The following is a 24315-nucleotide window of genomic DNA, read 5'->3' on the forward strand; positions in this document are numbered from 1 at the left end:
AATCAGTCGCTTCCCTAGGGGTTCAGCTGAGTGCGCTTTGTTTATTGTTGCTCAACTTTTGCCTAGATTACTAGGCGGCAAGTCGAGCGTCGCGACCAAAACACACTCAGGAGAACAAAAATCAAACAGCAAAGATCAACAGGCCCTGGTTATCGCAGGTAGTATTACGCTGTGCCACCGACAGTAATTTCATCAATCTTCAAGCTCGGTTGGCCGACTCCCACAGGGACGCTTTGACCATCTTTACCGCATACCCCAACGCCTCTATCAAGCGCAAGGTCATTGCCTACCATAGAGACCTTTTTCATCACCTCTGGGCCATTGCCTATAAGCGTTGCGCCTTTAATTGGTTGGGTTATCTTACCATTCTCAATTAAGTAGGCTTCAGACGCTGAGAATACAAATTTACCGGAGGTAATATCCACTTGACCACCGCCAAAGTTACTAGCAAAAATGCCTTTATCTACGCTACGAATGATCTCTTCTTGACTGTGCTCACCCGCAAGCATGTAGGTATTTGTCATTCTCGGCATCGGTAAATGGGCATAAGACTCACGACGCGCATTACCTGTAGGCGCCACGCCCATTAAGCTCGCGTTTTGCTTGTCTTGCATATAGCCTTTCAAAATACCATTTTCAATCAGTACGTTGTATGCCGCTGGCGTACCTTCATCGTCCACATTCAAAGAGCCGCGACGGTCGGCTATCGTGCCATCATCCACCACAGTACAAAGACTCGAAGCGACTTGTTCACCTATTTTGCCACTGAATGCAGAGGCACCTTTACGGTTAAAATCACCTTCTAGGCCATGTCCAACAGCTTCGTGTAACAAAACCCCCGGCCAACCAGAACCGAGCACCACAGGCATCGCACCTGCTGGTGCATCAATGGCTTCAAGATTCACGCGTGCTTGGCGCACAGCTTCTTTGGCAAACTGCATCCATCTCGGTGCACCGTCTACTAACTCTTTAAAATAACCATAATCTAAACGCGCACCACCACCGGCACTACCACGCTCTCTGCGACCATTTTTCTCAAGGAGTACCGAACAATTTAAACGTATTAACGGGCGAATGTCAGTTGCAAATGTGCCATCGCTTGCGGCAATTAACACTTCTTCATATACCGCCGACAGCGAACTTACCACTTGCTGCGCCTCAGGTGCTAAATCGCGAATACACTGTTCAATCTCTCTAAGTAATGCCACTTTATCCGCATCACTCATGCTGGTAATTGGCTGTGCTGGTTGAAATTGAATGGGTGCTTTTACATCGCTAAATACTTGGACTTTACTGCTTTCGCCAGCTTGCGCAATGCTACGCGCAGCTTCTGCAGCTTTGGTTAAGGCTTCAATATTGATGGCATCAGAATAACTAAAGCCAGTCTTCTCACCACTCACTGCACGCACACCAACACCACGTTCGATGTTGTAGCTGCCGTCTTTGACTATGCCGTCTTCCAGCACCCAAGTTTCGTGGTAGCTTGATTGAAAGTACAGATCGGCATAATTTACTTTGTGCTGATGAATATACTCGAGAGTCTGTGATAATTGCTCACGTGTCAGCTGGCTATTGGTCAGTAAATTCTGCTCTACATTACTCATAAAAACTCACTTTTAAATCGGTTATGATCCGCAACCGGCATTTTTTGCCGGATCGAATCAAGAAACGCGCTATCTAGCTGCTGTGAAATGGGCTCTAAACTCGCACCAGAGTCGATTAAGACTTCACCCCAAGGCGATACAATTAAACTGTGTCCATAGGTTTCTCGGCCATTTTCATGACAGCCTACTTGCGCGGCTGCAACTACATAGCATTGGTTTTCTATCGCCCTCGCCTGTAATAATGGCTGCCAGTGTGCCTTGCCCGTTGCACAGGTAAAAGCACTCGGGACTAAAAATAGCTCAGCTCCCTTCGCCCTCATCATTTGGAACAAACCGGGAAAACGCAGATCATAACATACGCTTAATCCAATTCTGCCAAATGGACTATCCACTACCACGACATCCTGTCCAGACTCTGTTCGCTCAGACTCTCGATATTGTTTAGTTTTGTCACTCACATCGGCGTCAAACAGATGGATCTTATTATAGCGTGCTACGATTTCACCACTCGAACTAAATAAGTAACTCGCAGCCAGATATTTATCGTTCTGACTTGGTATCGCGATGGTACCTGCCGCCAACCAAATGTTATATTGTCGACAAAGCGCTGAGAGCTCTTGGAGCAGTGCTTCATTATGCTGTGCGTATTCCCAAGTCTGTTGCGCATTGTCGCAAAACGCCAGCCAAGTTTCAGGTAAACAGACTAAGGTTGGCTCTTCAACCACTAATTTAGCCAGCTGGTTTTTAAGGCAATCTATATTTGTTTGGGGTGCTTTAGCCGAGCACATTGGCAATGCAATCACCTTAGCCATTACCACTTTCCTTATTTTGCGACACAAGAGGTTGCTCACTTTGCTTAAGTGTAGCACTTGGATGTGATTCTGAGCTCAATGCTGATGCTTCTTTACTGGTATTCTCATCAACTCCATCTGGCATAGCCTCTTCACTAGGAGGCACAACCGGTTTGGGTAACTCAATTTCTTTACTCTTACGATCAACCTCGGTAACCACTGGCTCTTGCATCGTTCCGGTGATTTTAAAATTAATCTCAGAGATCACTCGCGCCGAGTGAATAACCTTATCTAATGCCAGTGCAGCTAACCCCGTCACAGGATTCACCGCCCATGCCATAATCACAGGTAAACTCGAAGTGACTTGTGGTGCGACGGCTAAATCATAATTAATTTCGTGAGTATTGAGATCGGCATAGCCACGTATCGTTAGATCAGCTGGCACCCCATCAAGCTTCGAATCTTCAGTGATCGCAATACCATTCGTTAGCTGCACCGAACCACTCATACTGTTATAGAAAAAACCTTTAGAAAACACATCTCTAAAGTCCAAGCGTAACTTTCTGATCAAAGAGTCCAAACTCAGCAATGAAAAGACACGTGCTCCTTTGTCGCTTATTTCTGCCAAGTGGCCCTCTCCTAAGCGCCAAGTTAACTCGCCTCCTAGGCTAGGTAAATCCATTTCGTATGGCGCGCCTTGCCAATTGAGGGCAAAATCTATGTTGGCGCGAGAGTCTTTAATTGTCGAAGTAATATCAAACTCATCCGTTAGTTCACCAAAGTCATTGCTGTTTAGCGCGCCGCTTAGCGTCGTTTTACCTTGCTCAAACCGGCCACTGGCATTGAGTTTATGATCTTTTTTGTCAATCACTAACTCTGAGATATTGAGTCTATTACCATCCCCAAACAGCGACATATTGACCTGATCTAACTGATATTCATCAACTTTACAGTCACCGCACACAAATTCGGTTGCAGGTAAGCTCAACAACCAATCTAATGAGTGAACGTCTTTTTCCACTGTCTCTTGCGCTTGCGGCTCTGTCTTAGGTAAATTTAGACGTAAATAATCACTATTAATGTGAATAGGCCGACTTGAGTTTGACGCTGGAATAGCCACTTGTGAGCGCATTTCTTTACTATTGATTTTAAGCTGCATCGCGCCGTCAATCGCGGCCATAGTAAAGTCAACATCATGGAAAGGGATCTCTGAGAATGTTACTTTTGAGAAAGCGCCATTTACCTGGTTCAGTGCTGGTAGAAATGCAGTTTCGGAACCTGAACTTGGCGCTTTGATAATACGGTTGATCAGTGGTAACCAAGGCAGTAGCTCGACTTCTTGTTGTTTGATTGTGATATCAAAACCGGATGCATTTAAGCCTTCATCTTTACTGCCAATTATTAGGTGTGCATTACGCATCGCACCGGATCCATTTTCAATGATGCCATTAAAATACAATTGATTATCTAGGCTTGCCGTAACAAGATTCGAAATATCATCCCCTAATACTGTACCGCTTAGCAGTTTAGCTTGAGCAGCAGGTTTGCCGAATTGATCGGGTAAATGACTCGCAATGCCCCGTAAATCACTCGCAAATTTGGCTTTATAGTTAAATCCTGCATCGGCAAAATTAAGGATAAGCTCAGTGCTCAGCAGACTATTGCCTTCAAAGTAGCCATCAATAATTCCGTTTGCGTGCGGTTGCAGTTGTTCTATCCCTGCTTCAAGACTGACCTTGGCCTTTACTTGATAACTTTGCTTATCTCCGCTCCCGGATAAGTCCAACGACAAAGGCATGTCCAACCACTTAGCAGACAAATTATTCACTTTGATAGTGTCATCATCGAAGCTAACCAGACCTTTCACTTGCTGTAGTTGCATGCCAGGCTTTGCCAAGAAAATAGAATTGTTGTCTAGGTAGATGTCACCTTTAGCATCTACTGCACCTGAGTGCAGGTCGACGGCCAATTGCACATCCCCTTTTGCATCACCTTTACCTTGAACAATCTCTAATATATTCGCGAGCGGATCTGCGAGCGGCGTTGCCGCAAAGAAAGGCTGTAACGTGCTCGCTTCTGTGGAGTGACTAATATCAACAGTCAGTACATCAGCGTGATTTAGATCCGCAATACCCACAACGACACCCTCATCAATACTTTGATTAACAAGTTCTCCACGGTGTGCGTAGATATCCATTCTTTCGTTTTCGAAGTGTAGTGTGACATCGCCCGAAGTAACGCTAGGCCAATCCGGCGCAAAACCAAAAGTAACATCACTCAAACGTGATTTAACTTCAAACTGACCTTGCTTATCAGCGAATGGAAATTGTGAAAGCGCGCCACTTAGTAAGACTTGTGTCTGTAAGTGCTGACCACCTTGGATCCCCACTTCTAAATAATCGACTAAGCTTTTACGCATTATGCTGATGGGAAAGTACTGTGAAGCGATCTCTCCACGCCCACCGAGTAGCTCCGCATATAAATCAAGCCGAGGGTCATCAGATAACTGCAAGGAAAACTCTGTGGCTAACGCTACATCTTGATTGCTAAGCCAAAAGTTGGGACTGGAAACTTGCCAGCCTCGTGCTTGTTGATTGCGAATATAGACATCGCCACTGAGCTGCTGGAGCTTAATATTATCTTTGAAGGTCTCTTTTGATAGCAGTTCAGTTTGTTCAGCACTTAAATTGAGCCTAACTTGCTCATCAGTCGCATTCACCTCTAATCTGGTACCATAAATACCTGGGATCCCTTGAAATGGCTCAAAAGCTATCTCTTCAATGACCCCCCATGCCGAAAAAGCATTATTAGTACCAAGGCTGAATTTTGCTGCGCTCAGTTGACCATTGGGATTCATACCATACAACAAATCTCGCCCAGGGAATTTAGCAAGTTGTGCTAACTCAGCTAAAAAGTTGGCGTTAATATCCTTTAGCCAAAAGGTCTTGTTATCTTTATGCCATTTCGCTTCAAATAAAATAGGATCAAGCGCTTCTTGATTGCGACTAAACTGGATACCACTACTTTGCACCCACCAACCTTGCTGATCTGGCTTTAACAGAAATTGCGCATCGTCTAATGCTAACGTGCGCTGATTTTCATCTTCTTGCCAAGTCAAGCTACTGGGTTTGATATCCACGGTGATATCTTGCAATGTACCTTGCTCAAAACCTAGCCATAGCTGAGCATTGATGTCTGCTTTTAGGTTTGGGTGCGCTAAGGTGATAAGCTCTTCTAACCAATCGACCGGATTCACCTTATCCGCAGATATATAAATATTCCCCGCCAATTCACGTAGCTTTCGTCCCGACAAAGAAAGACGAGCATTAAACTGGCCTTGAGAAAATCCAGGTAATGCAATTTCTCCCGCACCTTCATGTAATGCGCTAGAGTTTTGCCACACCAAGTCTTTTAGTAATAAACTGTGGGTCTTACCACTAGAAAAGGTGATATTTAGACGACTGTTTTGCACCGCAAAATGCCCAACATCACCTAAGAAAAGGCTTTCAATTAATGCTTGCTGCTCAAAAGCACCTTGATCTTGAGACGCGTTTAACTTGCTCAGATCTATATCGGCTTCAAACCCTTCCAGTACAAAATAGTTAGATGCGATCTGCATTTGTCGTACAGACTCAAATACATTGAGCTGCAATGAGGTTTTGGCGATATTAATGGAAATTGGCGAGTCTTTATTATCTTTAAAAGAGAGCGATTCCAACACCAAGGCAGGCCCATTACCTTCCCAACTCGCACTGATCTGGCCAATACTAATATCAACATTCAGTTGCTTTTGGATCAGCGCTTCGATGTTACTTCTATAATCATTAGCATAGGGCAAGACGTACTTCAGCGCAGACACCAGCACCGCGAGTGTCACTAAAGTGATCGCAAAGATTTGCCACGCTTTACGCAGGCAGAAAAAACAGACGGCCTTAGCCTGCATGTACCGCTACCCTATTACATCATTACTACGTCAAACTGCTCTTGGCTATATAAGCTCTCAGTTTGAATGCTAACCTGCTTACCAATAAATAATTCAAGCTCAGCTAAATTATGATACTCATCGTTGATCAAGGCTTCGCTCACCGCTGGCGAGGCGTAAACCATAAACTTGTCGGCATCATAAGCACGATTCACACGCACGATTTCTCGTAGGATCTCATAGCAAACGGTTTCGACCGTTTTTAGTGAACCACGACCGGAGCAAGATGGACACACATCACAAAGAATGTGTTCTAGACTTTCGCGCGTGCGCTTGCGGGTCATTTCTACAAGCCCAAGTGCAGATAGTCCATTGATATTGGCTTTCGCTCGGTCTTTAGACAACGCAGTTTCTAAAGAGTGCAATACTCGGCGTTTATGCTCGTCAGATACCATGTCAATAAAGTCGATAATAATGATACCACCAAGGTTTCGTAACCTTAGTTGCCGCGCAATTGCTGACGTCGCTTCAACATTGGTATTAAAAATCGTCTCTTCGAGGTTACGATGGCCAACGAACGCGCCAGTATTGACATCAACCGTTGTCATTGCTTCCGTTTGGTCAATGATAAGGTAGCCACCAGACTTTAACTCAACCTTGCGATGTAGTGCTTTTTGGATCTCAGTTTCAACATCAAACAAGTCAAAAATGGGGCGTTCACCGGGGTAATACTCAAGTGCACTTGCAAGTTGGGGAACAAACTCTTCAGTGAAAAGCTTTAGCTCTTGGTAAGTTAACTTTGAGTCAACACGGATACGCTCCATGTCCTCACCAACATAATCACGCAAGGTGCGAAATGCTAAGGTAAGATCCTCGTGCAAAATTTTTGCTTTACTCGTTTTACGGCGGCGAGTCACTATTTTTTGCCAAAGCTTTTTCAAAAACTCCGCATCGTGCTGTAACTCTGCCTCCGAAGCACCTTCAGCAGCGGTACGAACGATAAAACCACCATTTTCGTCATTATATTGTGCAACGATTTCTTTTAATCGGTCGCGCTCTTGTTCGGTTTCAATACGTTGACTCACTCCCACATGCGTAGCATCTGGCATAAACACCAAATAGCGTGAAGGAATAGTAATGTCCGTTGTCAGTCTAGCGCCTTTTGTGCCAAGCGGATCTTTGACTACTTGTACCATAATGAACTGGCCTTGTTTAACCAGCTCACGAATATCCTGCACTTTCTTAACTGGGGACTCGGCCACCCCCTCTTCGATGGAAGCGCTGTTTACGATATCTGACGCATGTAGAAACGCCGCTTTTTCCAAGCCGATGTCGACAAAAGCAGCCTGCATACCAGGAAGAACTCGGCTTACTTTGCCAAGATAAATATTACCGACGATGCCGAGGTTACCGATCCGTTCAACTTGAACTTCTTGCAGCACCCCATTTTCGATTAAGGCTACGCGACTTTCACTTGGGGTGACATTGATTAGTAGTTCGCTACTCATATTTTATTTTAAAAACCGTTGAATTAATTCGTCTGTCTCATATAAAGGTAAGCCGACAACTGCAAAATAGCTACCTTGGATCTCAGTTACAAAGCGTCCACCTACCCCCTGGATCCCGTAGCCACCCGCTTTATCTTGTGGCTCGTTGGTGTCCCAGTAGGCATCTATCTCAGTTTCACTCAGCGTTTTAAAAGTCACATTGGTCACAATCACATCGCTCAGTACTTTGCTTGTATCTGCAAGTGCAATCGCAGTCATCACCTGATGCGTATTACCAGAAAGGTGTTGCATCATCGCTTTGAAATCCGCTTTATCACGAGGCTTACCAAGCGCTTCCCCGTCAATGACGACCACAGTATCACTGCCAAGAACCGGCCTATCGGTATACCCTAACGCCACACCTGATTGCGCTTTTAAACACGCTAAGCGCTCCACAAGCTGTAATGCGGTTTCATCGTCTAGTGGACTTTCATCTGCATCAACACTAAATTGCTCGAACGAATAGCCCAGCTGAGAAAGTAGCGCTTTGCGACGCGGAGAAGCCGAAGCTAAATATAAAGAGATAGACATTATCTGATCCTAAACTGTCTACGATATTTTCTCAGCAGTGGGAATATCCACAGCCAGCACACCATGCCCGTAACCGCAGGCCACAGATAATGCGGGTTAAAGTAGATATCAAGCAAGAAATGATTAAGCCAAAATTGTAACAAATGATAGAGCGCGAGAAAGAGCCCTATCAGCACTGCTTGCTGCCAGATGGAGAAATTACGAATTTTCTGAAAGTTGCTGGCGGTAATATAAATACAAATGGAATAGGTCAACGAGTTCACCCCGAGTGGCGCCCCCATCGCTAAATCTATTATCAGGCCAGTCATCCAAGCCCAACCAATATTCACACGGTGAGGAACGGCCAAAGACCAGTACATCAGCACCAATAATACCCAGTCAGGACGAAATGGTTCAAGTGAAAAAGGCAATGGCATAAGTGCCATGATTAACGCAACAAAGACACTCAATGCAATCAATAAGTTGCTATGTTTACTCATGATTAATTGCCTCTTGGCTACGTTTACCTAACACCACAAGTAAGCGAATGCGATCTAGTTGCGCAATCGGCTCTGCCTGTACTTGTGCAAACGGTAGGCCTTCGTCTCTGTCTATCTCAGTAACTACAGCCACCGGATAGCCTTCGGGGAAAGTACCACCAAGCCCGGAAGTGACCAACACATCACCAATGCGAATATCCATACTATGCGGCACATGAGCAAGGCGAACACTATTGATTTTACCCGTCCCCTCAACCACAGTGCGAACGTCATTACGCAATATTCTGACCGGTGTCGCATGAGTAGTATCTGTCATAAGCAGCACTCTTGAGGTCGTTGTACCGACTTGAGTTAGCTGCCCAACAATGCCCATTTCGTCAATAACAGCCTGTCCTTCACTTATCCCATCAATAGTGCCGCGATTAATCACCACCTGATGGCTATAAGGATTCGAATGAACAGACAACACTTGAGATATTAAACGTTGATTGGTTTCCCTAGCCGACGCACCTAATAAGGCGCGCAATTCTTGATTTTCTTTTTGCAAAAACTGCAGTTGTTGTAATTGCTCACTCTGTATTAATTGTTTTTCTCTGAGTGCTTGGTTTTCTTGCTGCAGCTTTTCTCTGGTATTGAGACTTTTCAGGCCTAAGTTGAACGCTTCATAGGGAAGGTTAGCAACGTACAGTAGCGGGCTGACCAGAGTATTTAAACTGGTTCGCACCATAGTCCCACCAACCGTGTAGCGGTCACCAATGATCAGAATAATACTAAGCACAACTGCGACAGTAAGTCGCAGTTGTAAGGGAACGGTTCGGCCAAATAATAAATTCATCAGTCGTAACTAAATACGTCACCACCGTGCATGTCTATCATCTCTAACGCTTTACCACCACCTCTTGCCACACAAGTTAATGGATCATCGGCAACCACCACTGGAATACCGGTTTCTTCCATCAACAAACGGTCTAAGTCTTTGAGTAATGCGCCACCACCTGTTAATACCATGCCGTGGGCAGAAATATCAGAGGCAAGCTCTGGTGGAGACTGTTCTAGCGCAACCATTACTGCACTTACAATTCCCATCAAAGGTTCTTGTAACGCTTCTAAGATTTCATGAGAGTTGAGTGTGAAAGAGCGTGGCACCCCTTCAGCTAAGTTACGGCCGCGAACCTCAATCTCAATCGGCGTTTCACTCTTAAATGCAGAGCCTATTTCATGTTTGATATGCTCAGCCGTCGCTTCACCAATCAGGCTTCCAAAGTTGCGACGTACATAGTTGATAATCGCTTCATCAAACTTATCACCACCGATACGTACTGAAGACGAATAAACCACACCATTCAGTGAGATAATCGCGACTTCCGTCGTACCGCCACCAATATCAACAACCATTGAACCCGTCGCTTCAGATACTGGTAGGCCAGCACCAATTGCAGCCGCCATTGGCTCTTCGATTAAGTACACTTCACGCGCACCGGCGCCCATTGCGGATTCACGGATTGCACGTTTTTCAACTTGCGTTGCACCACAAGGTACGCAGATAAGTACACGAGGGCTTGGACGCATAAAGTTATTATTGTGCACCTGTTTGATAAAGTGCTGTAACATTTTTTCTGTTACATAGAAGTCTGCAATCACCCCATCTTTCATCGGGCGAATAGCTTTAATGTTACCCGGCGTTCGGCCTAGCATTTGCTTAGCCGCAGTACCCACTGATGCAACGCTTTTTGGGCCACCAGCTCGCTCCTGACGAATTGCCACCACCGATGGCTCATTCAGTACGATGCCTTCTTCTTTTACATAAATAAGTGTGTTTGCCGTCCCTAAATCGATAGAGAGATCGTTAGAAAATAATCCGCGTAATTTTTTAAACATGAGGCTGGGTGACCTTTCAGAATTCTGTCAAACAAAGCAGCATCACCTGCTGCTCTTAATTTACTACTTATCGCTCTCGAACAAGTCGAAAACCTATATAATTCGCTCTAAAATCTGGCGCTAACGCTAAGCGAGTTGACACTCGAGCCAAACTCGGTGCGAAGTTCCATGCACCGCCACGCACTGTAACATCGCTCTGAGAAGCACGCTTTTGCGTCCACTCCCAGACGTTTCCTACAGTATCATATAAGCCATAGCTATTCGGTGAAAATTGGGCAACTGGTGAAGGACTTTTATTAGACCACTCACTGCCACACCAACCACAATTAGCTAGGTTTCTTCCGATTTCATTACCCCATGGATACTCAGATGCAGTGCCTGCACGCGCCGCATATTCCCATTCAACTTCATTGGGTAATCTAAATTGCTGCCCTTTTTCGCCAGATAACCAGTTGGCATATGCTTTGGCATCGTCATAAGCAACACACACAACGGGAAAATTATCTGATTGCTCGTAACCTGGGTTTTCCCAATTATATTCAAGCTCCCAAACCGGTTCGCCATTTTTATAGTATGCGCAGCCTTTACCTTGTTCGGCTAAGGTTTTATATCCAGTGCTTTGTGCAAAACGGCGAAAAGCCGCCACTGTAACCTCAGTGCTCTGCATGGCATATGAATGACTCAACACTTTTTCAACAATGGGACGCTCATTTGGTAAACCATTCCCTGTCAGGTCTCCCATTTTAAAAGTGCCCGCAGGGATAATAGCTAGCTCATTTTCGGTAGTTGCAACAGCGACCACCTGTACTTGTTGCGCTTCAGACGCAGGCTTTTTCGTTACAACAGACGTTACCGATTGGCGTTTCTTCACCAATTTCGCATTAATGGTTTGTGCAGCTCGTAGGTTAATGCGTGCTTTATAAGGTTCATAACCTAACTTACGGATCTCAACATCATAAAATCCGGCAGGAATTGCTACTGTCGTTTTTGTCGCGCCGTAGCTGACTCCATTAATAAACACTTCATCGTCGTAAACATTTGATCTTAAAGTTAACTCGACTGTTTTATCAGCCGTTTGTGACTTTTTTACAAGAGGGGTCTCCACAACAGGCTGCTTTGTAATAGTCGCAACTTCAACTGGCTCACTTTGCTTGTCCGAAAAAGTCAGTTGATTATCACTGTAGACGCTCGAGTAGTTAGACTGGTAATTTACGGCAAGCGGAGTGCCATACTCAGCACAATAACGATTGTCTAAGCTCAACAAGTTACATAAACGACTGCTATTTACATCACCACGCATCGTCACACTGAGGTTAACGTTGTAGTTGCCTTGTCCACTAAATCCACTATTTACAACATGGCTGCTCACCACTTGAACCTGCGCGCCAGCCATATTGCGTTTTGGCTCAACAACACGGCTCTCGGTTAGGTTTGCAAAAATCTGATCAATAAAGCGCTTAGTTGCTTTTTGAAGCCCCATTTGCTGACCACGCTGTTCACAAGCCGCCAAGGTTTCTGTGCGCTTACAGTTAATCGTGTGGTCTACCTCTAGCGTACCTTCACGAGTAAACTCATTACGTAGTCGCTCTACTCGCGCTGTGCCAAGCTGATCTTTTAAGTTTTCAAGCGTATTTACTAAGGTGTGCTTAGTTACGCGGACTTGCTCAATATCTTTACGCTGTGATGCAATCGCCGCAATCTGCATCGCAATGTCTTCTTTATTCTGCTTGTGATCTGCCACTGCTTGCTGATAACGCGTTTGCGCAGAAGAAATATCAATGGAAGGATCATCAATTAGCCGACGATACAACTCATTCATTGCATCTAAGGCCTGATTTTTTTCTTTGTCTAACTCACCTGAACGTTTTCTCAATAACTCAAGTTGAGACTGCAGACGCGTTTCCTCTGCTAGGTGCTTTTCTAAAACGACCGAGTATCTGTCTAATTCGCTTTGCTTATTAGACAATTCAGACTCGATGGCAGTGACCGTCGCAGTATCTTGCGCCATAGCGCTTTGAGCAACAGTACCCATGGCCAGGATCGAGGCCGAGACAATAAAAGTTAAAGGAGCAATTCGCATATGTTCCATTCCCAACAGCGGCAATTGTTTGGTCTTGTTATTTCTTATAGTTAGGGCTCTATGCTATGTACTTACAAAGTAAAACACAAGCTTTGCACAATTAATATCTGAGTTTACAACTATTAACCAGCGTCTTGCCAGTTTTTAGCTGAGATTTTGTCTATTTTTCTTTAACATCGCGATGTGTTACTAATTCGAGTCCAAAATAGAAGATAGGTAATCAAGGATGTATGATAAGCTCTGGAGTGAAACGCTTGGGTTATTTATTATAGTGTGAAAAATATCAGACTGATTTCATCATGCAAACCATCACCAATATCGCCGAGTCACCAATCCAAACTATTCACCACCCGACATTGGATAAATACGGTTTAACGTTGCAGGTTAAGCGTGATGATTTGCTCCATCCTGTGATCCAAGGAAACAAGTGGCGTAAGCTAAAATACAACATACTCCACCTAAAGCAAGCTGGCCTTGAAGAGTTAGTCACTTTTGGCGGGGCGTTTTCCAATCACTTATATGCTACTAGCATGGCGTGCAAACTTTTCGCAATCAAAGGTCACCTAATTGTTAGAGGCCCAGAGATTGACCGGCACAACCCAACGCTAAAAATGGCAAGCGCTTGTGGGCTAACACTTCATCCCGTGAGTCGAGTCGAATATCGGCAAAGAAATCAACCTGAATACATTCAAACTCTGCAAGCCAAGTTTAATAATGCTTATCTCATACCAGAAGGCGGCACTAATGCACTTGCACTGCAAGGCGTTGAAGAGTTAGCGCATTCCTTGCCTCAAAGTGATTATGTGATGACGGCAGTGGGCAGTGGTGGCACAGTGGCAGGACTAATCTCGGGATTACCTAACCACACGCAGGTTTTAGGTGTTACGGTACTAAAAGGTGCTGAATACCTAGCACAGGAAATACATGAATTAATCACAATTCAGCGCTGTGCGCCATGGCAGCTACTCTATGATTTTCACCACGGAGGTTACGCCAAGACTACGCCTGAATTGCTGAGTTTTTGTCATGAAATGAAGGTAAAATATCGTTTGCCTCTAGAGCCTATTTACACAGGGAAACTGTTTTACGCTATTTTCACTTTGGCTAAACAAGGATACTTCAATAAAGGCAGTGTGATCACCGCAATCCATACCGGCGGTTTACAAGGATTAGATGGTTTGAGATATCTGGACAATCAAAAGTCGACTTAATCAGCTCATGCGATTAACGTTTTAGTGAATATCAGCGAGTTGTTGTAATGGTGCGGAAAAATAATGCCCCTGAGCCCCTTTCACTCCAAGCCCTTTGATGCAACTCAATTCAGCAACGGTTTCAATCCCCACTGCATATACTGGGATACCCAAGCTCCTCGCTTGAGCGACGATTTGTTTTACTGTTCGTTTACGATACGCAGACTTTTCAATGCCGTGTACCAGTTCGTAACTGAGCTTGATAGCTTTTACCAACTCGGCAAGTGGCGAGCGCCCCAGTGTAATAACCTGTGTAACGTTATCCAAATAAATATCGCACCCAAGTCGATTCAACCTACCAAAAGCAGCTAACAACCGCTCTCCATGTTGATAGACCTCTTCTATGCTAAGCTCAAACCCTATTGCCGCACCACTATGAGATGTAGTGATCTGCCCTTCTAGCCAATCAATAAATTGACTATCCACCCAACTCGAGATATGTAAGTTAATACTTACCTTTCCAAAACTCCTTTCCTGCTCATAGACAGATAATACCTGCTTCACTATCGCTCTATCCAGAAACTGAAATTGCTCTGGGGTATAAAGGTGTTGCATCACCTGCTTGGCCGAAATTCTTCCCATTTCTTTGTGAGTCACCCTCAGTAGCGCTTCACTTACAATTACGTCTTCGGCTAAAAAATCAAACAACGGCTGGAAGAACAAAGAAAACTGTCCAGCCTTCAGATAACTAAGCAAAGCCTCACCGTCTTCATTAAGGCGTTTTGCCAATAACTCAGTAAGATGAACTAGATGAATATGTTGCCACACTTGATTTTGCGCAATTGAGAGCGCTGATTTTGCGCTTTGATAAACCTGTGTCTGTTGTTTATTTTCCTGATAAAAACAAGCGCCAAGCTTCACTTTGCTGCGAGATAAATCCCCTCGAAACTCTAGTAGTACTCTGTAAACGATTTCGTGCATTTGCTTTGCCAAGTCCATGCCTTTAGTCGCCCCTATCTGCTTTACTGTCACGGCTAATGCCCCTGAAGCTAGATATTTAACTGCCACCGTCCCAAACTCTCCAACGCCTTTAACCAGCGCAAGCTGAAAGTGTAGTTGCAAATCAACTTCTTCAGGCGTACTGCACTGCCAATGGATTAACGCAAATAATGCATACTGCCCTTCAGGAGTGGGGCCTGGTAAAGCCACAGGCTTCTGCGCATGTGAGGTAGACTCAGCCTTGCCGTATAAAAACCACCACCGGTGTACGAATAACACGAGCCCAATCGACAATAAATTGAAAAATATTAATATATATCCATGACTTATCCATATAGATTCATGGTACAAGGTAACGGTTTGATCATTGGCAACAAATTGATGTTCTTCTGCATTCGCAATCGGTAACGGCGAAAAACCATACTTAGTAGCTATTACACTTACTCTCGTAGCAAAAGCTTCAGCCGATAGCTGCGAAATTTCAGCCGCGGCTTCTTCTCCTTGAGTGTGAACCTGAAGGTGCAATAAATGATTAAGAAGGAAATTTAGACACAACAACACCGCTAAACAGACCGCGACTAGCTTCTTTTTATACTGACGACTAAATCCATCTAACAGCTGAGTTGGCATAATGTTTTTATTGGGTGGAAAGATAATTGAAGTGTTGTTCAAAATAGTGCAAAACTCAAGCAAGATGCGGCTTTTAATTGTACAGAAAGGATAAGCAACTGAGCCAAAACTAGAAATGTGTTAAGTTTATTAATCGTACAAGGTGGTAAGCTTTATCTAAGCTTACTCTTCCTTATTTTCTTAGAAATATTTATACCAGTAAAAAACAAAAACCCCAGCATGATGCTAGGGTTTTCTTAAATGCTACACCAGAAATTAGAACGGAATATCATCATCAAAATCAATTGGTGGCTCCATAGGGTTTGAGCTTCCGCCTGATTGACCGTTGTTTTGGTTCTGTTGTGGTGCAAAACCACCTTGAGACTGGCCGCCAAATCCAGAAGACTGCTGAGAATTCTGTTGCGATTGCTGTGGTGCGAATCCACCTTGCTGTTGGTTTGACTGGCTTTGCTGTGGCTGCGAATATTGCTGCTGGGGCGCTTGATTATAGCTTTGCTGACCATAATTACTTTGCTGCTGTTGACCGCCTTGGTACTGGCCACCACCTTGACCCTGCTGCTCGCCACGGCCACCTAGCATTTGCATTTGGCCACCCATGTCCACCACGATTTCTGTTGTGTACTTTTCTTGGCCGCTTTGATCTGTCCACTTACGAGTCTGTAGACGACCTTCAATGTACACCTGCGAGCCTTTTCTTAAATACTCACCCGCAACTTCCGCAAGTTTGCCAAACAACACCACACGGTGCCATTCTGTGCGCTCTTGCAATTGACCGGTGTTTTTATCTTTCCAGCTATCCGTAGTTGCAATGCTGATGTTAGCCACGCCGTTACCGTTTGGCATATAGCGAACTTCAGGATCTTGGCCCAGATTACCTACCAAAATTACTTTATTAACACCACGTGCCATGGCATTGTCTCCTCACACTATGACAAGCCCAGCACTTGCTTGGCTTGCTTCAAATCAAAAATTTTATCATCTACTTTTAGGTAGCTGCGATTTTCATCGCTTACTACCGTGGCCTCGAGTACCCCTGGTAATGAAACCAATTGGTCTGCCAATTCCGTCGCTTGTTGCTCATTTTCTACAGCAGAAACTAAGCTGATCGCTTTGCTCTTAGGTGGCACTTGCATACCCCATGCGATAACAAACCATATTACCCCAATAATAGCCGTTGCGGCAAATATCGTATCGACCGCAAAATTTTGTGCCAAGATACCACCCAAAGCGCCGCCTATAAATGCACCTAGAAACTGGCCCGATGAAAACACTCCCATCGCCGAGCCTTTTTGGTTTGCTGGAGCAATGCGAGAAACCAGCGCAGGCATAGTTGCTTCAAGAAAATTAAAGGCAATAAAATAGACCAGCATAGCAGCTGCGATCACCCAAAGTGAATCTACGAAACAATATAAGGTAACTGAGCTTACCACTAGCATTGCAATAGACAGCAAGAATGTCTGCTTTTCTTTTTGTTTGCGGATCGCCACTATCATCATCGGTGCCATCAAAATAAAGGCGAGTAAAAATACCGGAATATAGAGTTGCCAATGACTATCTGCAGCAAGGCCGTCACGGATTAACTGACCTGGTAAGGCTACAAAAATCGTAGTCAGCGTCAAATGTAATAGCAACACCCCAAGATCAAGCCTCAGTAGCTGTGGGTTTTGCACCAGGCGACGAATATCTGCAAAGCTTGCTATTGTGTCGCCTTTTGGGGCTTTATTTACCGCATTTGGTACCATAAAAGTAATAATCGCGATACCTATAATAGCCAATGCTGCCGTCAACCAGAAGATCCCTGCGATACCAAAAGACGCCGCAATCATTGGCCCTAACAACATGGCTACCGCAAAGCTCATACCAATACACATGCCAATGACCGCCATTACCTTAGGACGCTGCTCGTCGCGGCTCAAATCCGCAGCAAGCGCAAGTAACGCACTTGCAATCGCGCCCATCCCCTGTAGCGCTCGACCAAACGTTACCCAATAGATTGAATCCGCTAAGGCTGCAATAACGGACCCCAAGGCAAACACCAGTAAACCACCTATAATGATTGGCTTACGGCCGAACTTATCAGACAACCAACCCATAGGGATCTGTAGTACGGCTTGAGTCAAACCATAAGCACCAATCGCCAAACCAATCCACAATGGTGAAACATCCTGTAAAGATTGGCCATAAACAGCCAACACAGGCATCAGCATGAACAAACCGAGCATGCGGAAAGCGAAAACACCAGCAAGAGAAATCGCGGCGCGCTTTTCTGTCGGGTTTAAAGAGTCATTAGACATAAGGCGGTATTCATCACTATCGAAAATCACGCGCAAGTTTAACAAACTCTTTTCTTAACTTACACTAGCGCGAGCGGATCTTTGCAATGCGGTTATTAACATCATGAATTTGAGCGGCTTGCTCCGAAAGAAAAAACGCTAATGAACGTCGTACTTAACCGCGATCTGCTCTAACTTCCCGCTACGTTTTACCCGTTCAAATGCTTGACTCAAACGCTGCAAACGCTCGCTCGTTGTGCGTGCCTTGCTAAAAGCAAAATATACTGGGCTTTCGTTAATAACCAACGGACTAATAGCAAACTTTTCAAAATCAGGGTTATTTTTATTTTGATACAGGATGTTGAATTTTTCTTCTAAAAACCCTGCAATCCGTCCCTTTTTGAGCAAATTCAGTTTCACCTGATTGTCTGGTACATAGATAAATTGCGTTTCACTGTCGACACGACGCGCAAGACGAGCTGTAAATGCTTCACCATAATAAGCATTACGCTGAATAGCGATGGGCTTTGACAGATGGAATAACGACTCAAGTGAGTCAAGCTGGTGAGGCTCGCCTGAATTCATTGCAAAAACAATGGTTTCCATTCGTTGAGGACCAATAAAATAGGCAAACTGTTCACGTATTGGTGTTTTTGTAACGCTCAAAATAAGATCGATATCGCCCTCCTCTAATAGCTTCAGCGCCCGACCCCAAGGAATACTTACGAAACGATAACTACACTCAGCTTCATCTAACAAGGCTTTTGCGAAATCAACGTCCATACCGTGCCAAACAAGGTTGTCATTTAATTTAGACTGCGCCGCATAATTCTCAAACCGCACCACCAGCTCACAGGCGAAGACATTTTGGCAAAGCAGCGCCAAAAGCAATAAAAGTCGATACAAAATCAATATCCCAAGTTGATCGGTTTAATAAGTTTAGTTCGTTTAGCAGAGATAACTTAATTTTGTATTCGGGATGCGGTAATCTGTTCACTTCACATCATGCTTTGACTGATCCAGGTTTCAATTTAGTGGATTAGTATCGCGTACTCAGTACAGCGCACGAAAAAACACAAGGGTCGTATGGATAAAATAGAAGTTAGGGGTGCCCGCACCCACAATTTAAAAGACATTTCACTCACCATTCCAAGAGACAAGTTGATAGTGATCACAGGCCTTTCTGGCTCAGGGAAGTCGTCTTTAGCATTTGACACCTTGTACGCAGAGGGCCAGCGTCGTTATGTTGAGTCTTTGTCTGCGTACGCGAGGCAGTTTTTATCGCTGATGGAAAAACCAGATGTGGATCACATTGAGGGCTTGTCTCCGGCGATTTCCATTGAGCAGAAGTCAACTTCTCACAACCCACGCTCAACCGTGGGAACCATTACCGAAATATACGACTATTTAAGATTACTCTTTGCTCGAGTGGGTGAACCGAGATGCCCTACGCATGATTTACCGTTAGCCGCACAAACTATCAGCCAAATGGTTGATACGGTATTGGCACTACCAGAGGGTAGCAAACTTATGCTACTTGCACCGGTGGTGAAAAACCGTAAAGGTGAGCACGTAAAACTGTTAGAAGAGCTTGCAAGCCAAGGTTTTATTCGTGCGCGTATTGATGGCGAGGTATGCGATCTCTCAGATCCTCCAACGCTAGAATTACAGAAAAAACATACCATAGAAGTCGTGGTGGATCGTTTTAAAGTCAAAGCAGGACTTGAGCAACGGTTAGCCGAATCTTTTGAAACCGCGCTTGATTTAGCTGATGGCATTGCGCAAATCGCCTATATGGATGATAGCGACGCAGACGAACTGATCTTTTCGGCCAACTTCGCCTGTCCAACTTGTGGCTATGCCATGAGCGAACTTGAACCACGATTGTTTTCTTTCAATAACCCAGCAGGTGCGTGCCAAAGCTGTGATGGTTTAGGGGTAATGCAGTATTTTGATCCCAAACGTGTAGTGCAAAACCCAGAACTAAGCTTGTCTGGCGGTGCAATCAAAGGGTGGGATAAACGCAGTTTTTACTATTTTCAGATGCTAAGTTCGGTTGCCGAGCAATATGGATTTGACTTAGAAACGCCATTTCAGGATCTGCCGAGTAAATTTCAAAAAGTGGTTTTAGAAGGCTCAGGCAAAACTAAAATCGCGTTTAAGTATCGTAATGACAGAGGCGATCTTATCACCCGCAATCACGAGTTCGAAGGCGTATTAAACAACATGAATCGCCGTTATCGGGAAACGGAGTCAAGTTCAGTAAGAGAAGAGCTTGCCAAATATCAAACCAGCCAAGCGTGTCCAAGTTGTCATGGCTCACGACTGCGCGAAGAAGCTCGCCATGTGTTTATCGGCTCGACTAACCTGCCAACCGTAACAACGATGAGTATCGGCGAAGCCAGTCAATTTTTTATCGACTTAGCACTCACTGGCCAAAAAGCCCAAATTGCGGACAAAATACTCAAAGAGATCCGCGATCGTTTATCATTTTTGATCAATGTTGGCCTAAACTACCTCTCTTTGGAGCGTAGTGCCGATACTTTATCTGGCGGTGAAGCTCAGCGGATCCGTCTTGCAAGCCAAATCGGCGCAGGTCTCGTGGGGGTAATGTACGTACTGGATGAGCCTTCAATTGGTCTACATCAGCGCGATAACGACCGTTTACTTAAAACACTCACGCACTTAAGAGATCTTGGCAACACCGTGATTGTGGTAGAACACGACGAAGATGCCATTCGTGCTGCCGATCACATCATAGATATAGGCCCAGGCGCCGGCGTACACGGCGGCTATGTCGTCGCTGAGGGAACTCGCGATGAGATAATGCAAAGCAAAGACTCATTAACAGGGCAATATCTCAGTGGCGAAAAACGCATTGAAGTTCCAACGCAACGTCATCAATGTGATGACAAGTGGCTTGAGCTTAAAGGCGCAACGGGCAACAACCTAAAAAGTGTCGATTTAAAAGTACCAGTTGGTCTAATGACCTGCATAACAGGGGTATCTGGTTCAGGTAAGTCTACCCTCATTAATGACACCCTATTCAAGCTTGCCCATCAGGAATTAAACGGTGCAACAACGCAAGAAGCTGCACCGTATGAGTCAATTCATGGGCTAGATCACTTCGATAAAGTTATCGATATTGATCAAAGTCCAATCGGTCGCACACCACGTTCGAACCCAGCAACTTACACCGGGATCTTTACTGCTATCCGCGAATTATTTGCAGGAACACAAGAATCGCGTTCACGCGGTTATAAGGTTGGCCGCTTTAGTTTTAATGTTAAGGGTGGTCGCTGTGAGGCCTGCCAAGGCGATGGCGTTATCAAAGTAGAAATGCACTTCCTACCGGATGTCTACGTTCCTTGTGATGTCTGTACTGGTAAGCGCTATAACCGTGAAACACTAGAAGTGCTGTATAAAGGTAAAAATATCCACGAAGTGTTGGAAATGACCGTTGAGGACGCTCGAGAATTTTTTGATAAAATTCCCGCGATCAATCGCAAACTTCAAACTTTAATGGACGTTGGCCTTTCCTACATTCGCTTAGGGCAAGCCGCCACGACTTTGTCCGGTGGTGAAGCACAGCGTGTTAAGCTCGCACGTGAGTTATCAAAAAGAGATACTGGTAAAACACTCTACATTCTCGATGAGCCAACCACAGGTCTGCACTTCCATGATATTCAGCAGCTACTCGCGGTATTACATCGTTTGCGCGATCATGGTAATACCGTGTTGGTTATCGAGCATAATCTAGATGTCATCAAAACCGCAGACTGGATTGTAGACTTAGGTCCAGAGGGAGGAGCTGGAGGTGGTCAAATACTCGTCTCAGGTACGCCTGAAACGGTGGCAGACTTTGCGGCTTCGCATACAGGTAAGTACCTTAAGCCCTTATTGTCTTAATTTCTAAAAGTCTCTATTATTGGTGCATAATAATTACAAATTCATTTATTATGCATCAACTTCTCGCGCCAAAAAACTTAACCGCGTACCTAGCAAGGCTGCGCTTTTCCATCGGCCAATTTTGGCAAAGCCTAACACTGGCTCAACGCTATTATTTAGTTAGTTTTATCATTTTTATGTTCAGCTTGAGTGAAACTGAAGATGATAACTTCACCGCTTTTTTGATCTTAATAACCACAGTAACGGCGCTATGTTATGAATTCTGGCCAAGGATCATGACCTTTTGGGAAAGTGTGCCAGGTAAAGCACTGATACTGTTATTTTATGCCTTTATCGCTAACTTTGTGTTAGTGCAAGCTGATGGCCGTATCAATGATTTAACTGGGGTCAGCACGGATAATTTCCCTTACACACATAATTTGAGTGTGTTGTTATCGTTACCTACTTGGTTTTTTATTACCAGTACCTTCTTGTTAATTCTCGCGCAACTCTTTATGACATGCTATGTCGTTGTACTTTTCCTGCTTAAACCATTACGTATAAAGCCTTTTTGGCATCAGAACCACTATCGTTATCCAGCAACAACAGCAATCATCAGGTTGATCATGTGTTTTGTTTTATTGGCTTTCTTGGTGCTCGGCATCGCTAAATCCGGTGCTTCAACCGCATTTACTGAGTTTTCTTCTGATTTCAAAATAGATGAGGACGGGATTTCTTTCCATGCCAACGCGAAAGAATCACGATCAGCAGAAGAAAACGAAGGGTCGTCGGAAACTCAACCGCGAGTGGCCGACATGAGCGGCGATAATTCACAACTAGATGAAGCACAGTCCACGGCAGATGAGCCGGAGTCGTTAACGGTATCTATTAATAACGATCCCAATCCAGATTTGTATGAGCAAGGCAAAAACTATAACGAGGTGCTTAACCAAATATTGGCTTACTTTATCTTTCGCTTTGAATCTGACGGAAACTCACGTTGCGAACACAGCGAAGGCAGTAATATTGTTGAATTAAACGATTATGAGATCTTGGAGATCATGCCGGATAACACCGCGGAATACGGCTACACCTATACGGTAAAGCCTTGCATTTCAGCGGCAATTGGTCATCAGTTTAAACCGCAGAAACCATAAAAGTATCTAGCGCATCGCGCTCTTGCTGACTCAGCGGTTGAGATTGCTTAACCGCAAAGTCATATCGCACCATAATAGTTTTACCTTCAGCACAGCACTCTCCATGCTGCCAAGCCTGCTGCAAAATGACAAATGAGCTGTTGCCAATCTGTTCAACAGCCGTTTTTATTTCGACTTCCAGACCATAAAACAGCTCCCCTTTAAAGGTGACTTCGACTTTGGCAACAATCAATTTCCACTCTTTTGGATTTAAATCTGGTGTAAATATTTTGAAAATAGGTGTGCGCGCGGCTTCAAACCACACTGGGAGTACGGTATTGTTGATATGTCCAAGCACGTCTGTATCACAAAAACGCGGCATAAGCTTTTCAGACAGCATAATAACTCCAATAAAAACTAGGGAAAAACATGAGTGATTTTATTCGCGTTTACGATAACGCACTCAGTTCAGACTTTTGCGATGAATTCGTAAAGACCTTCGATCAAAGCCCACATTTAAAACAGGGGACTACGTCTGGCGGTGTCGACTTGAGTAAAAAAGTCAGTCACGACCTTTATTTAAATTCCTACCCTGACTATGCCAAACAGTTACAGCACATTCAACAAGTTACGGCAAAACACTTATTTGAATACCTTGAAGAACATTTCTTTATGATCATCGGTGCATTTGGACTTAAAGTGTATCACCCCAAAACTGGTGAGCCTGTCGACCTCACTGTGGATAACTTTGAAGAAGTCGGCAAGCCACAACTCCCGGTCCTTGCTCAGCAGCTGTTTCGCTTGGGTGCTATCCAAGCCCAGCGCTATCAAATAAATAAAGGCGGCTATCCCTATTGGCATAGCGAAGTCTACCCTCAACATGACCATAATGAAGCTTTACACCGAGTGCTGTTATTTATGTTCTACCTTAACGATGTCGAGGAAGGTGGCGAGACCGAGTTTTATTATCAACAGCGTAAAATTGCCCCAGTAAAAGGCTCTATGGTGATAGCGCCAGGGTATTTTACACATACACATAGAGGCAACATTCCAGTTTCTAATGATAAGTATATACTCACTTCATGGGTGTTATTTAATAGAGCAGAGCAACTCTATGGAACGCCCAAATAAGCTATCTCTACAATTCAGGGGCTGTTGAACTCAAGCTTGCAAGATCAACAGACCCCACAGAACTTATTTAACCTGAGGTTTGGATAAGGAATGGGCTAATACCAATTGAATTAATTCTCTAATCAATTTGAAGGGTGAAATAGCATATTAGCTTCGTTAAAAATTTCTCATTTAGAACAACTAAATAGCAAAATTTTTGCCTTGATACTAAAGCTACTTTCCCGCATCAACCTAGC

At 44.4% G+C, this 24315-nt stretch carries 19 protein-coding genes; 5 read left to right on the top strand and 14 right to left on the bottom strand.

The genetic code is table 11. The features are described 5' to 3' along the window. Position 1 precedes the first annotated feature (1 nt). Positions 2-187, top strand: coding sequence for a hypothetical protein (locus CWC03_RS23670; protein WP_249314061.1), 186 nt, complete (start codon positions 2-4; stop codon positions 185-187). Here the strand turns inward: CWC03_RS23670 and tldD are convergent. From tldD to CWC03_RS16610, 9 genes are all read right to left on the bottom strand, one after another. Beyond that, positions 165-1604, bottom strand: coding sequence for a metalloprotease TldD (tldD, locus tag CWC03_RS16570; protein ID WP_099030718.1), 1440 nt, complete (start codon positions 1602-1604; stop codon positions 165-167). The genes CWC03_RS23670 and tldD overlap by 23 nt on opposite strands. Then, positions 1601-2416: a carbon-nitrogen hydrolase family protein gene (locus tag CWC03_RS16575; RefSeq protein ID WP_138582826.1), complete on the bottom strand. Its 816-nt coding sequence runs from the start codon at positions 2414-2416 to the stop codon at positions 1601-1603. The genes tldD and CWC03_RS16575 overlap by 4 nt, the downstream gene beginning before the upstream one ends. Next, a complete protein-coding gene (locus tag CWC03_RS16580; protein ID WP_138582827.1) occupies positions 2409-6338 on the bottom strand; it encodes a YhdP family protein in 3930 nt (1309 codons plus the stop codon). The genes CWC03_RS16575 and CWC03_RS16580 overlap by 8 nt, the downstream gene beginning before the upstream one ends. A 14-nt stretch (positions 6339-6352) precedes the next feature. Then, on the bottom strand, positions 6353-7825 hold the full coding sequence (rng, locus tag CWC03_RS16585; RefSeq protein WP_010376650.1) for a ribonuclease G: 1473 nt from the start codon (positions 7823-7825) through the stop codon (positions 6353-6355). Positions 7826-7828: 3 nt separating this feature from the next. Continuing rightward, positions 7829-8395, bottom strand: a complete 567-nt coding sequence (locus CWC03_RS16590; protein WP_138582828.1) for a Maf family protein — start codon at positions 8393-8395, stop codon at positions 7829-7831. Continuing rightward, positions 8395-8874, bottom strand: coding sequence for a rod shape-determining protein MreD (gene mreD / locus CWC03_RS16595; protein WP_010376646.1), 480 nt, complete (start codon positions 8872-8874; stop codon positions 8395-8397). Before mreD ends, CWC03_RS16590 begins: the two co-directional genes overlap by 1 nt. Then, positions 8867-9709, bottom strand: coding sequence for a rod shape-determining protein MreC (gene mreC, locus CWC03_RS16600; protein WP_138582829.1), 843 nt, complete (start codon positions 9707-9709; stop codon positions 8867-8869). Before mreC ends, mreD begins: the two co-directional genes overlap by 8 nt. Then, positions 9709-10752, bottom strand: coding sequence for a rod shape-determining protein (locus CWC03_RS16605; protein WP_010376642.1), 1044 nt, complete (start codon positions 10750-10752; stop codon positions 9709-9711). The genes mreC and CWC03_RS16605 overlap by 1 nt, the downstream gene beginning before the upstream one ends. A 67-nt stretch (positions 10753-10819) precedes the next feature. After that, positions 10820-12832, bottom strand: a complete 2013-nt coding sequence (locus CWC03_RS16610) for an SUMF1/EgtB/PvdO family nonheme iron enzyme (protein ID WP_138582830.1) — start codon at positions 12830-12832, stop codon at positions 10820-10822. A gap of 299 nt (positions 12833-13131) precedes the next feature. Here CWC03_RS16610 and CWC03_RS16615 point away from each other — a divergent pair, with 299 nt between their 5' ends. Beyond that, positions 13132-14043 (top strand): 1-aminocyclopropane-1-carboxylate deaminase/D-cysteine desulfhydrase, encoded by a 912-nt coding sequence (locus tag CWC03_RS16615; RefSeq protein ID WP_138582831.1) that lies wholly within the window; start codon positions 13132-13134, stop codon positions 14041-14043. A 21-nt stretch (positions 14044-14064) separates the two neighbouring features. Here the strand turns inward: CWC03_RS16615 and CWC03_RS16620 are convergent, their stop codons facing one another. From CWC03_RS16620 to CWC03_RS16635, 4 genes are all read right to left on the bottom strand, one after another. After that, complete coding sequence (locus CWC03_RS16620; protein WP_138582832.1) at positions 14065-15651, bottom strand: EAL domain-containing protein; 1587 nt, start codon at positions 15649-15651, stop codon at positions 14065-14067. A 255-nt stretch (positions 15652-15906) separates the two neighbouring features. Beyond that, a complete protein-coding gene (gene ssb, locus CWC03_RS16625; protein WP_138582833.1) occupies positions 15907-16560 on the bottom strand; it encodes a single-stranded DNA-binding protein in 654 nt (217 codons plus the stop codon). 17 nt (positions 16561-16577) lie between these two features. Beyond that, the gene (locus tag CWC03_RS16630) at positions 16578-17945 is read right to left on the bottom strand and encodes an MFS transporter (RefSeq protein WP_138582838.1); all 1368 of its coding nucleotides are present in this window, start codon (positions 17943-17945) and stop codon (positions 16578-16580) included. A 138-nt stretch (positions 17946-18083) separates the two neighbouring features. Then, a complete protein-coding gene (locus CWC03_RS16635; RefSeq protein WP_138582834.1) occupies positions 18084-18830 on the bottom strand; it encodes a substrate-binding periplasmic protein in 747 nt (248 codons plus the stop codon). Between the two features lie 180 nt (positions 18831-19010). Here CWC03_RS16635 and uvrA point away from each other — a divergent pair, with 180 nt between their 5' ends. After that, positions 19011-21833 (top strand): excinuclease ABC subunit UvrA, encoded by a 2823-nt coding sequence (gene uvrA / locus CWC03_RS16640; protein WP_138582835.1) that lies wholly within the window; start codon positions 19011-19013, stop codon positions 21831-21833. Between the two features lie 50 nt (positions 21834-21883). Next, the gene (locus CWC03_RS16645; protein ID WP_138582836.1) at positions 21884-22969 is read left to right on the top strand and encodes a hypothetical protein; all 1086 of its coding nucleotides are present in this window, start codon (positions 21884-21886) and stop codon (positions 22967-22969) included. Here the strand turns inward: CWC03_RS16645 and CWC03_RS16650 are convergent. Further along, the gene (locus CWC03_RS16650; RefSeq protein ID WP_138582837.1) at positions 22950-23348 is read right to left on the bottom strand and encodes an acyl-CoA thioesterase; all 399 of its coding nucleotides are present in this window, start codon (positions 23346-23348) and stop codon (positions 22950-22952) included. The genes CWC03_RS16645 and CWC03_RS16650 overlap by 20 nt on opposite strands. Positions 23349-23377: 29 nt before the next feature. On the opposite strand from CWC03_RS16650, the gene CWC03_RS16655 reads away from it, so the two are divergent. After that, positions 23378-24079, top strand: coding sequence for a 2OG-Fe(II) oxygenase (locus tag CWC03_RS16655; RefSeq protein WP_088531994.1), 702 nt, complete (start codon positions 23378-23380; stop codon positions 24077-24079). Positions 24080-24315: the final 236 nt, after the last annotated feature.

The organism is Pseudoalteromonas sp. S2755, from assembly GCF_005886535.1.
Classification (GTDB): Bacteria; Pseudomonadota; Gammaproteobacteria; order Enterobacterales; family Alteromonadaceae; genus Pseudoalteromonas.

Excerpts from the sequence above, each read along its gene's own strand:
- tldD (WP_099030718.1), bottom strand. The coding sequence starts at position 1,604 with ATGAGTAATGTAGAGCAGAATTTACTGACCAATAGCCAGCTGACACGT.
- CWC03_RS16645 (WP_138582836.1), top strand. The coding sequence starts at position 21,884 with ATGCATCAACTTCTCGCGCCAAAAAACTTAACCGCGTACCTAGCAAGG.
- uvrA (WP_138582835.1), top strand. The coding sequence starts at position 19,011 with ATGGATAAAATAGAAGTTAGGGGTGCCCGCACCCACAATTTAAAAGAC.
- CWC03_RS16650 (WP_138582837.1), bottom strand. The coding sequence starts at position 23,348 with ATGCTGTCTGAAAAGCTTATGCCGCGTTTTTGTGATACAGACGTGCTT.
- rng (WP_010376650.1), bottom strand. The coding sequence starts at position 7,825 with ATGAGTAGCGAACTACTAATCAATGTCACCCCAAGTGAAAGTCGCGTA.
- mreD (WP_010376646.1), bottom strand. The coding sequence starts at position 8,874 with ATGAGTAAACATAGCAACTTATTGATTGCATTGAGTGTCTTTGTTGCG.
- ssb (WP_138582833.1), bottom strand. The coding sequence starts at position 16,560 with ATGGCACGTGGTGTTAATAAAGTAATTTTGGTAGGTAATCTGGGCCAA.
- CWC03_RS16655 (WP_088531994.1), top strand. The coding sequence starts at position 23,378 with ATGAGTGATTTTATTCGCGTTTACGATAACGCACTCAGTTCAGACTTT.
- CWC03_RS16620 (WP_138582832.1), bottom strand. The coding sequence starts at position 15,651 with ATGCCAACTCAGCTGTTAGATGGATTTAGTCGTCAGTATAAAAAGAAG.
- CWC03_RS16610 (WP_138582830.1), bottom strand. The coding sequence starts at position 12,832 with ATGCGAATTGCTCCTTTAACTTTTATTGTCTCGGCCTCGATCCTGGCC.
- mreC (WP_138582829.1), bottom strand. The coding sequence starts at position 9,709 with ATGAATTTATTATTTGGCCGAACCGTTCCCTTACAACTGCGACTTACT.
- CWC03_RS16580 (WP_138582827.1), bottom strand. The coding sequence starts at position 6,338 with ATGCAGGCTAAGGCCGTCTGTTTTTTCTGCCTGCGTAAAGCGTGGCAA.
- CWC03_RS16605 (WP_010376642.1), bottom strand. The coding sequence starts at position 10,752 with ATGTTTAAAAAATTACGCGGATTATTTTCTAACGATCTCTCTATCGAT.
- CWC03_RS16630 (WP_138582838.1), bottom strand. The coding sequence starts at position 17,945 with ATGTCTAATGACTCTTTAAACCCGACAGAAAAGCGCGCCGCGATTTCT.
- CWC03_RS16615 (WP_138582831.1), top strand. The coding sequence starts at position 13,132 with ATGCAAACCATCACCAATATCGCCGAGTCACCAATCCAAACTATTCAC.
- CWC03_RS16575 (WP_138582826.1), bottom strand. The coding sequence starts at position 2,416 with ATGGCTAAGGTGATTGCATTGCCAATGTGCTCGGCTAAAGCACCCCAA.
- CWC03_RS16590 (WP_138582828.1), bottom strand. The coding sequence starts at position 8,395 with ATGTCTATCTCTTTATATTTAGCTTCGGCTTCTCCGCGTCGCAAAGCG.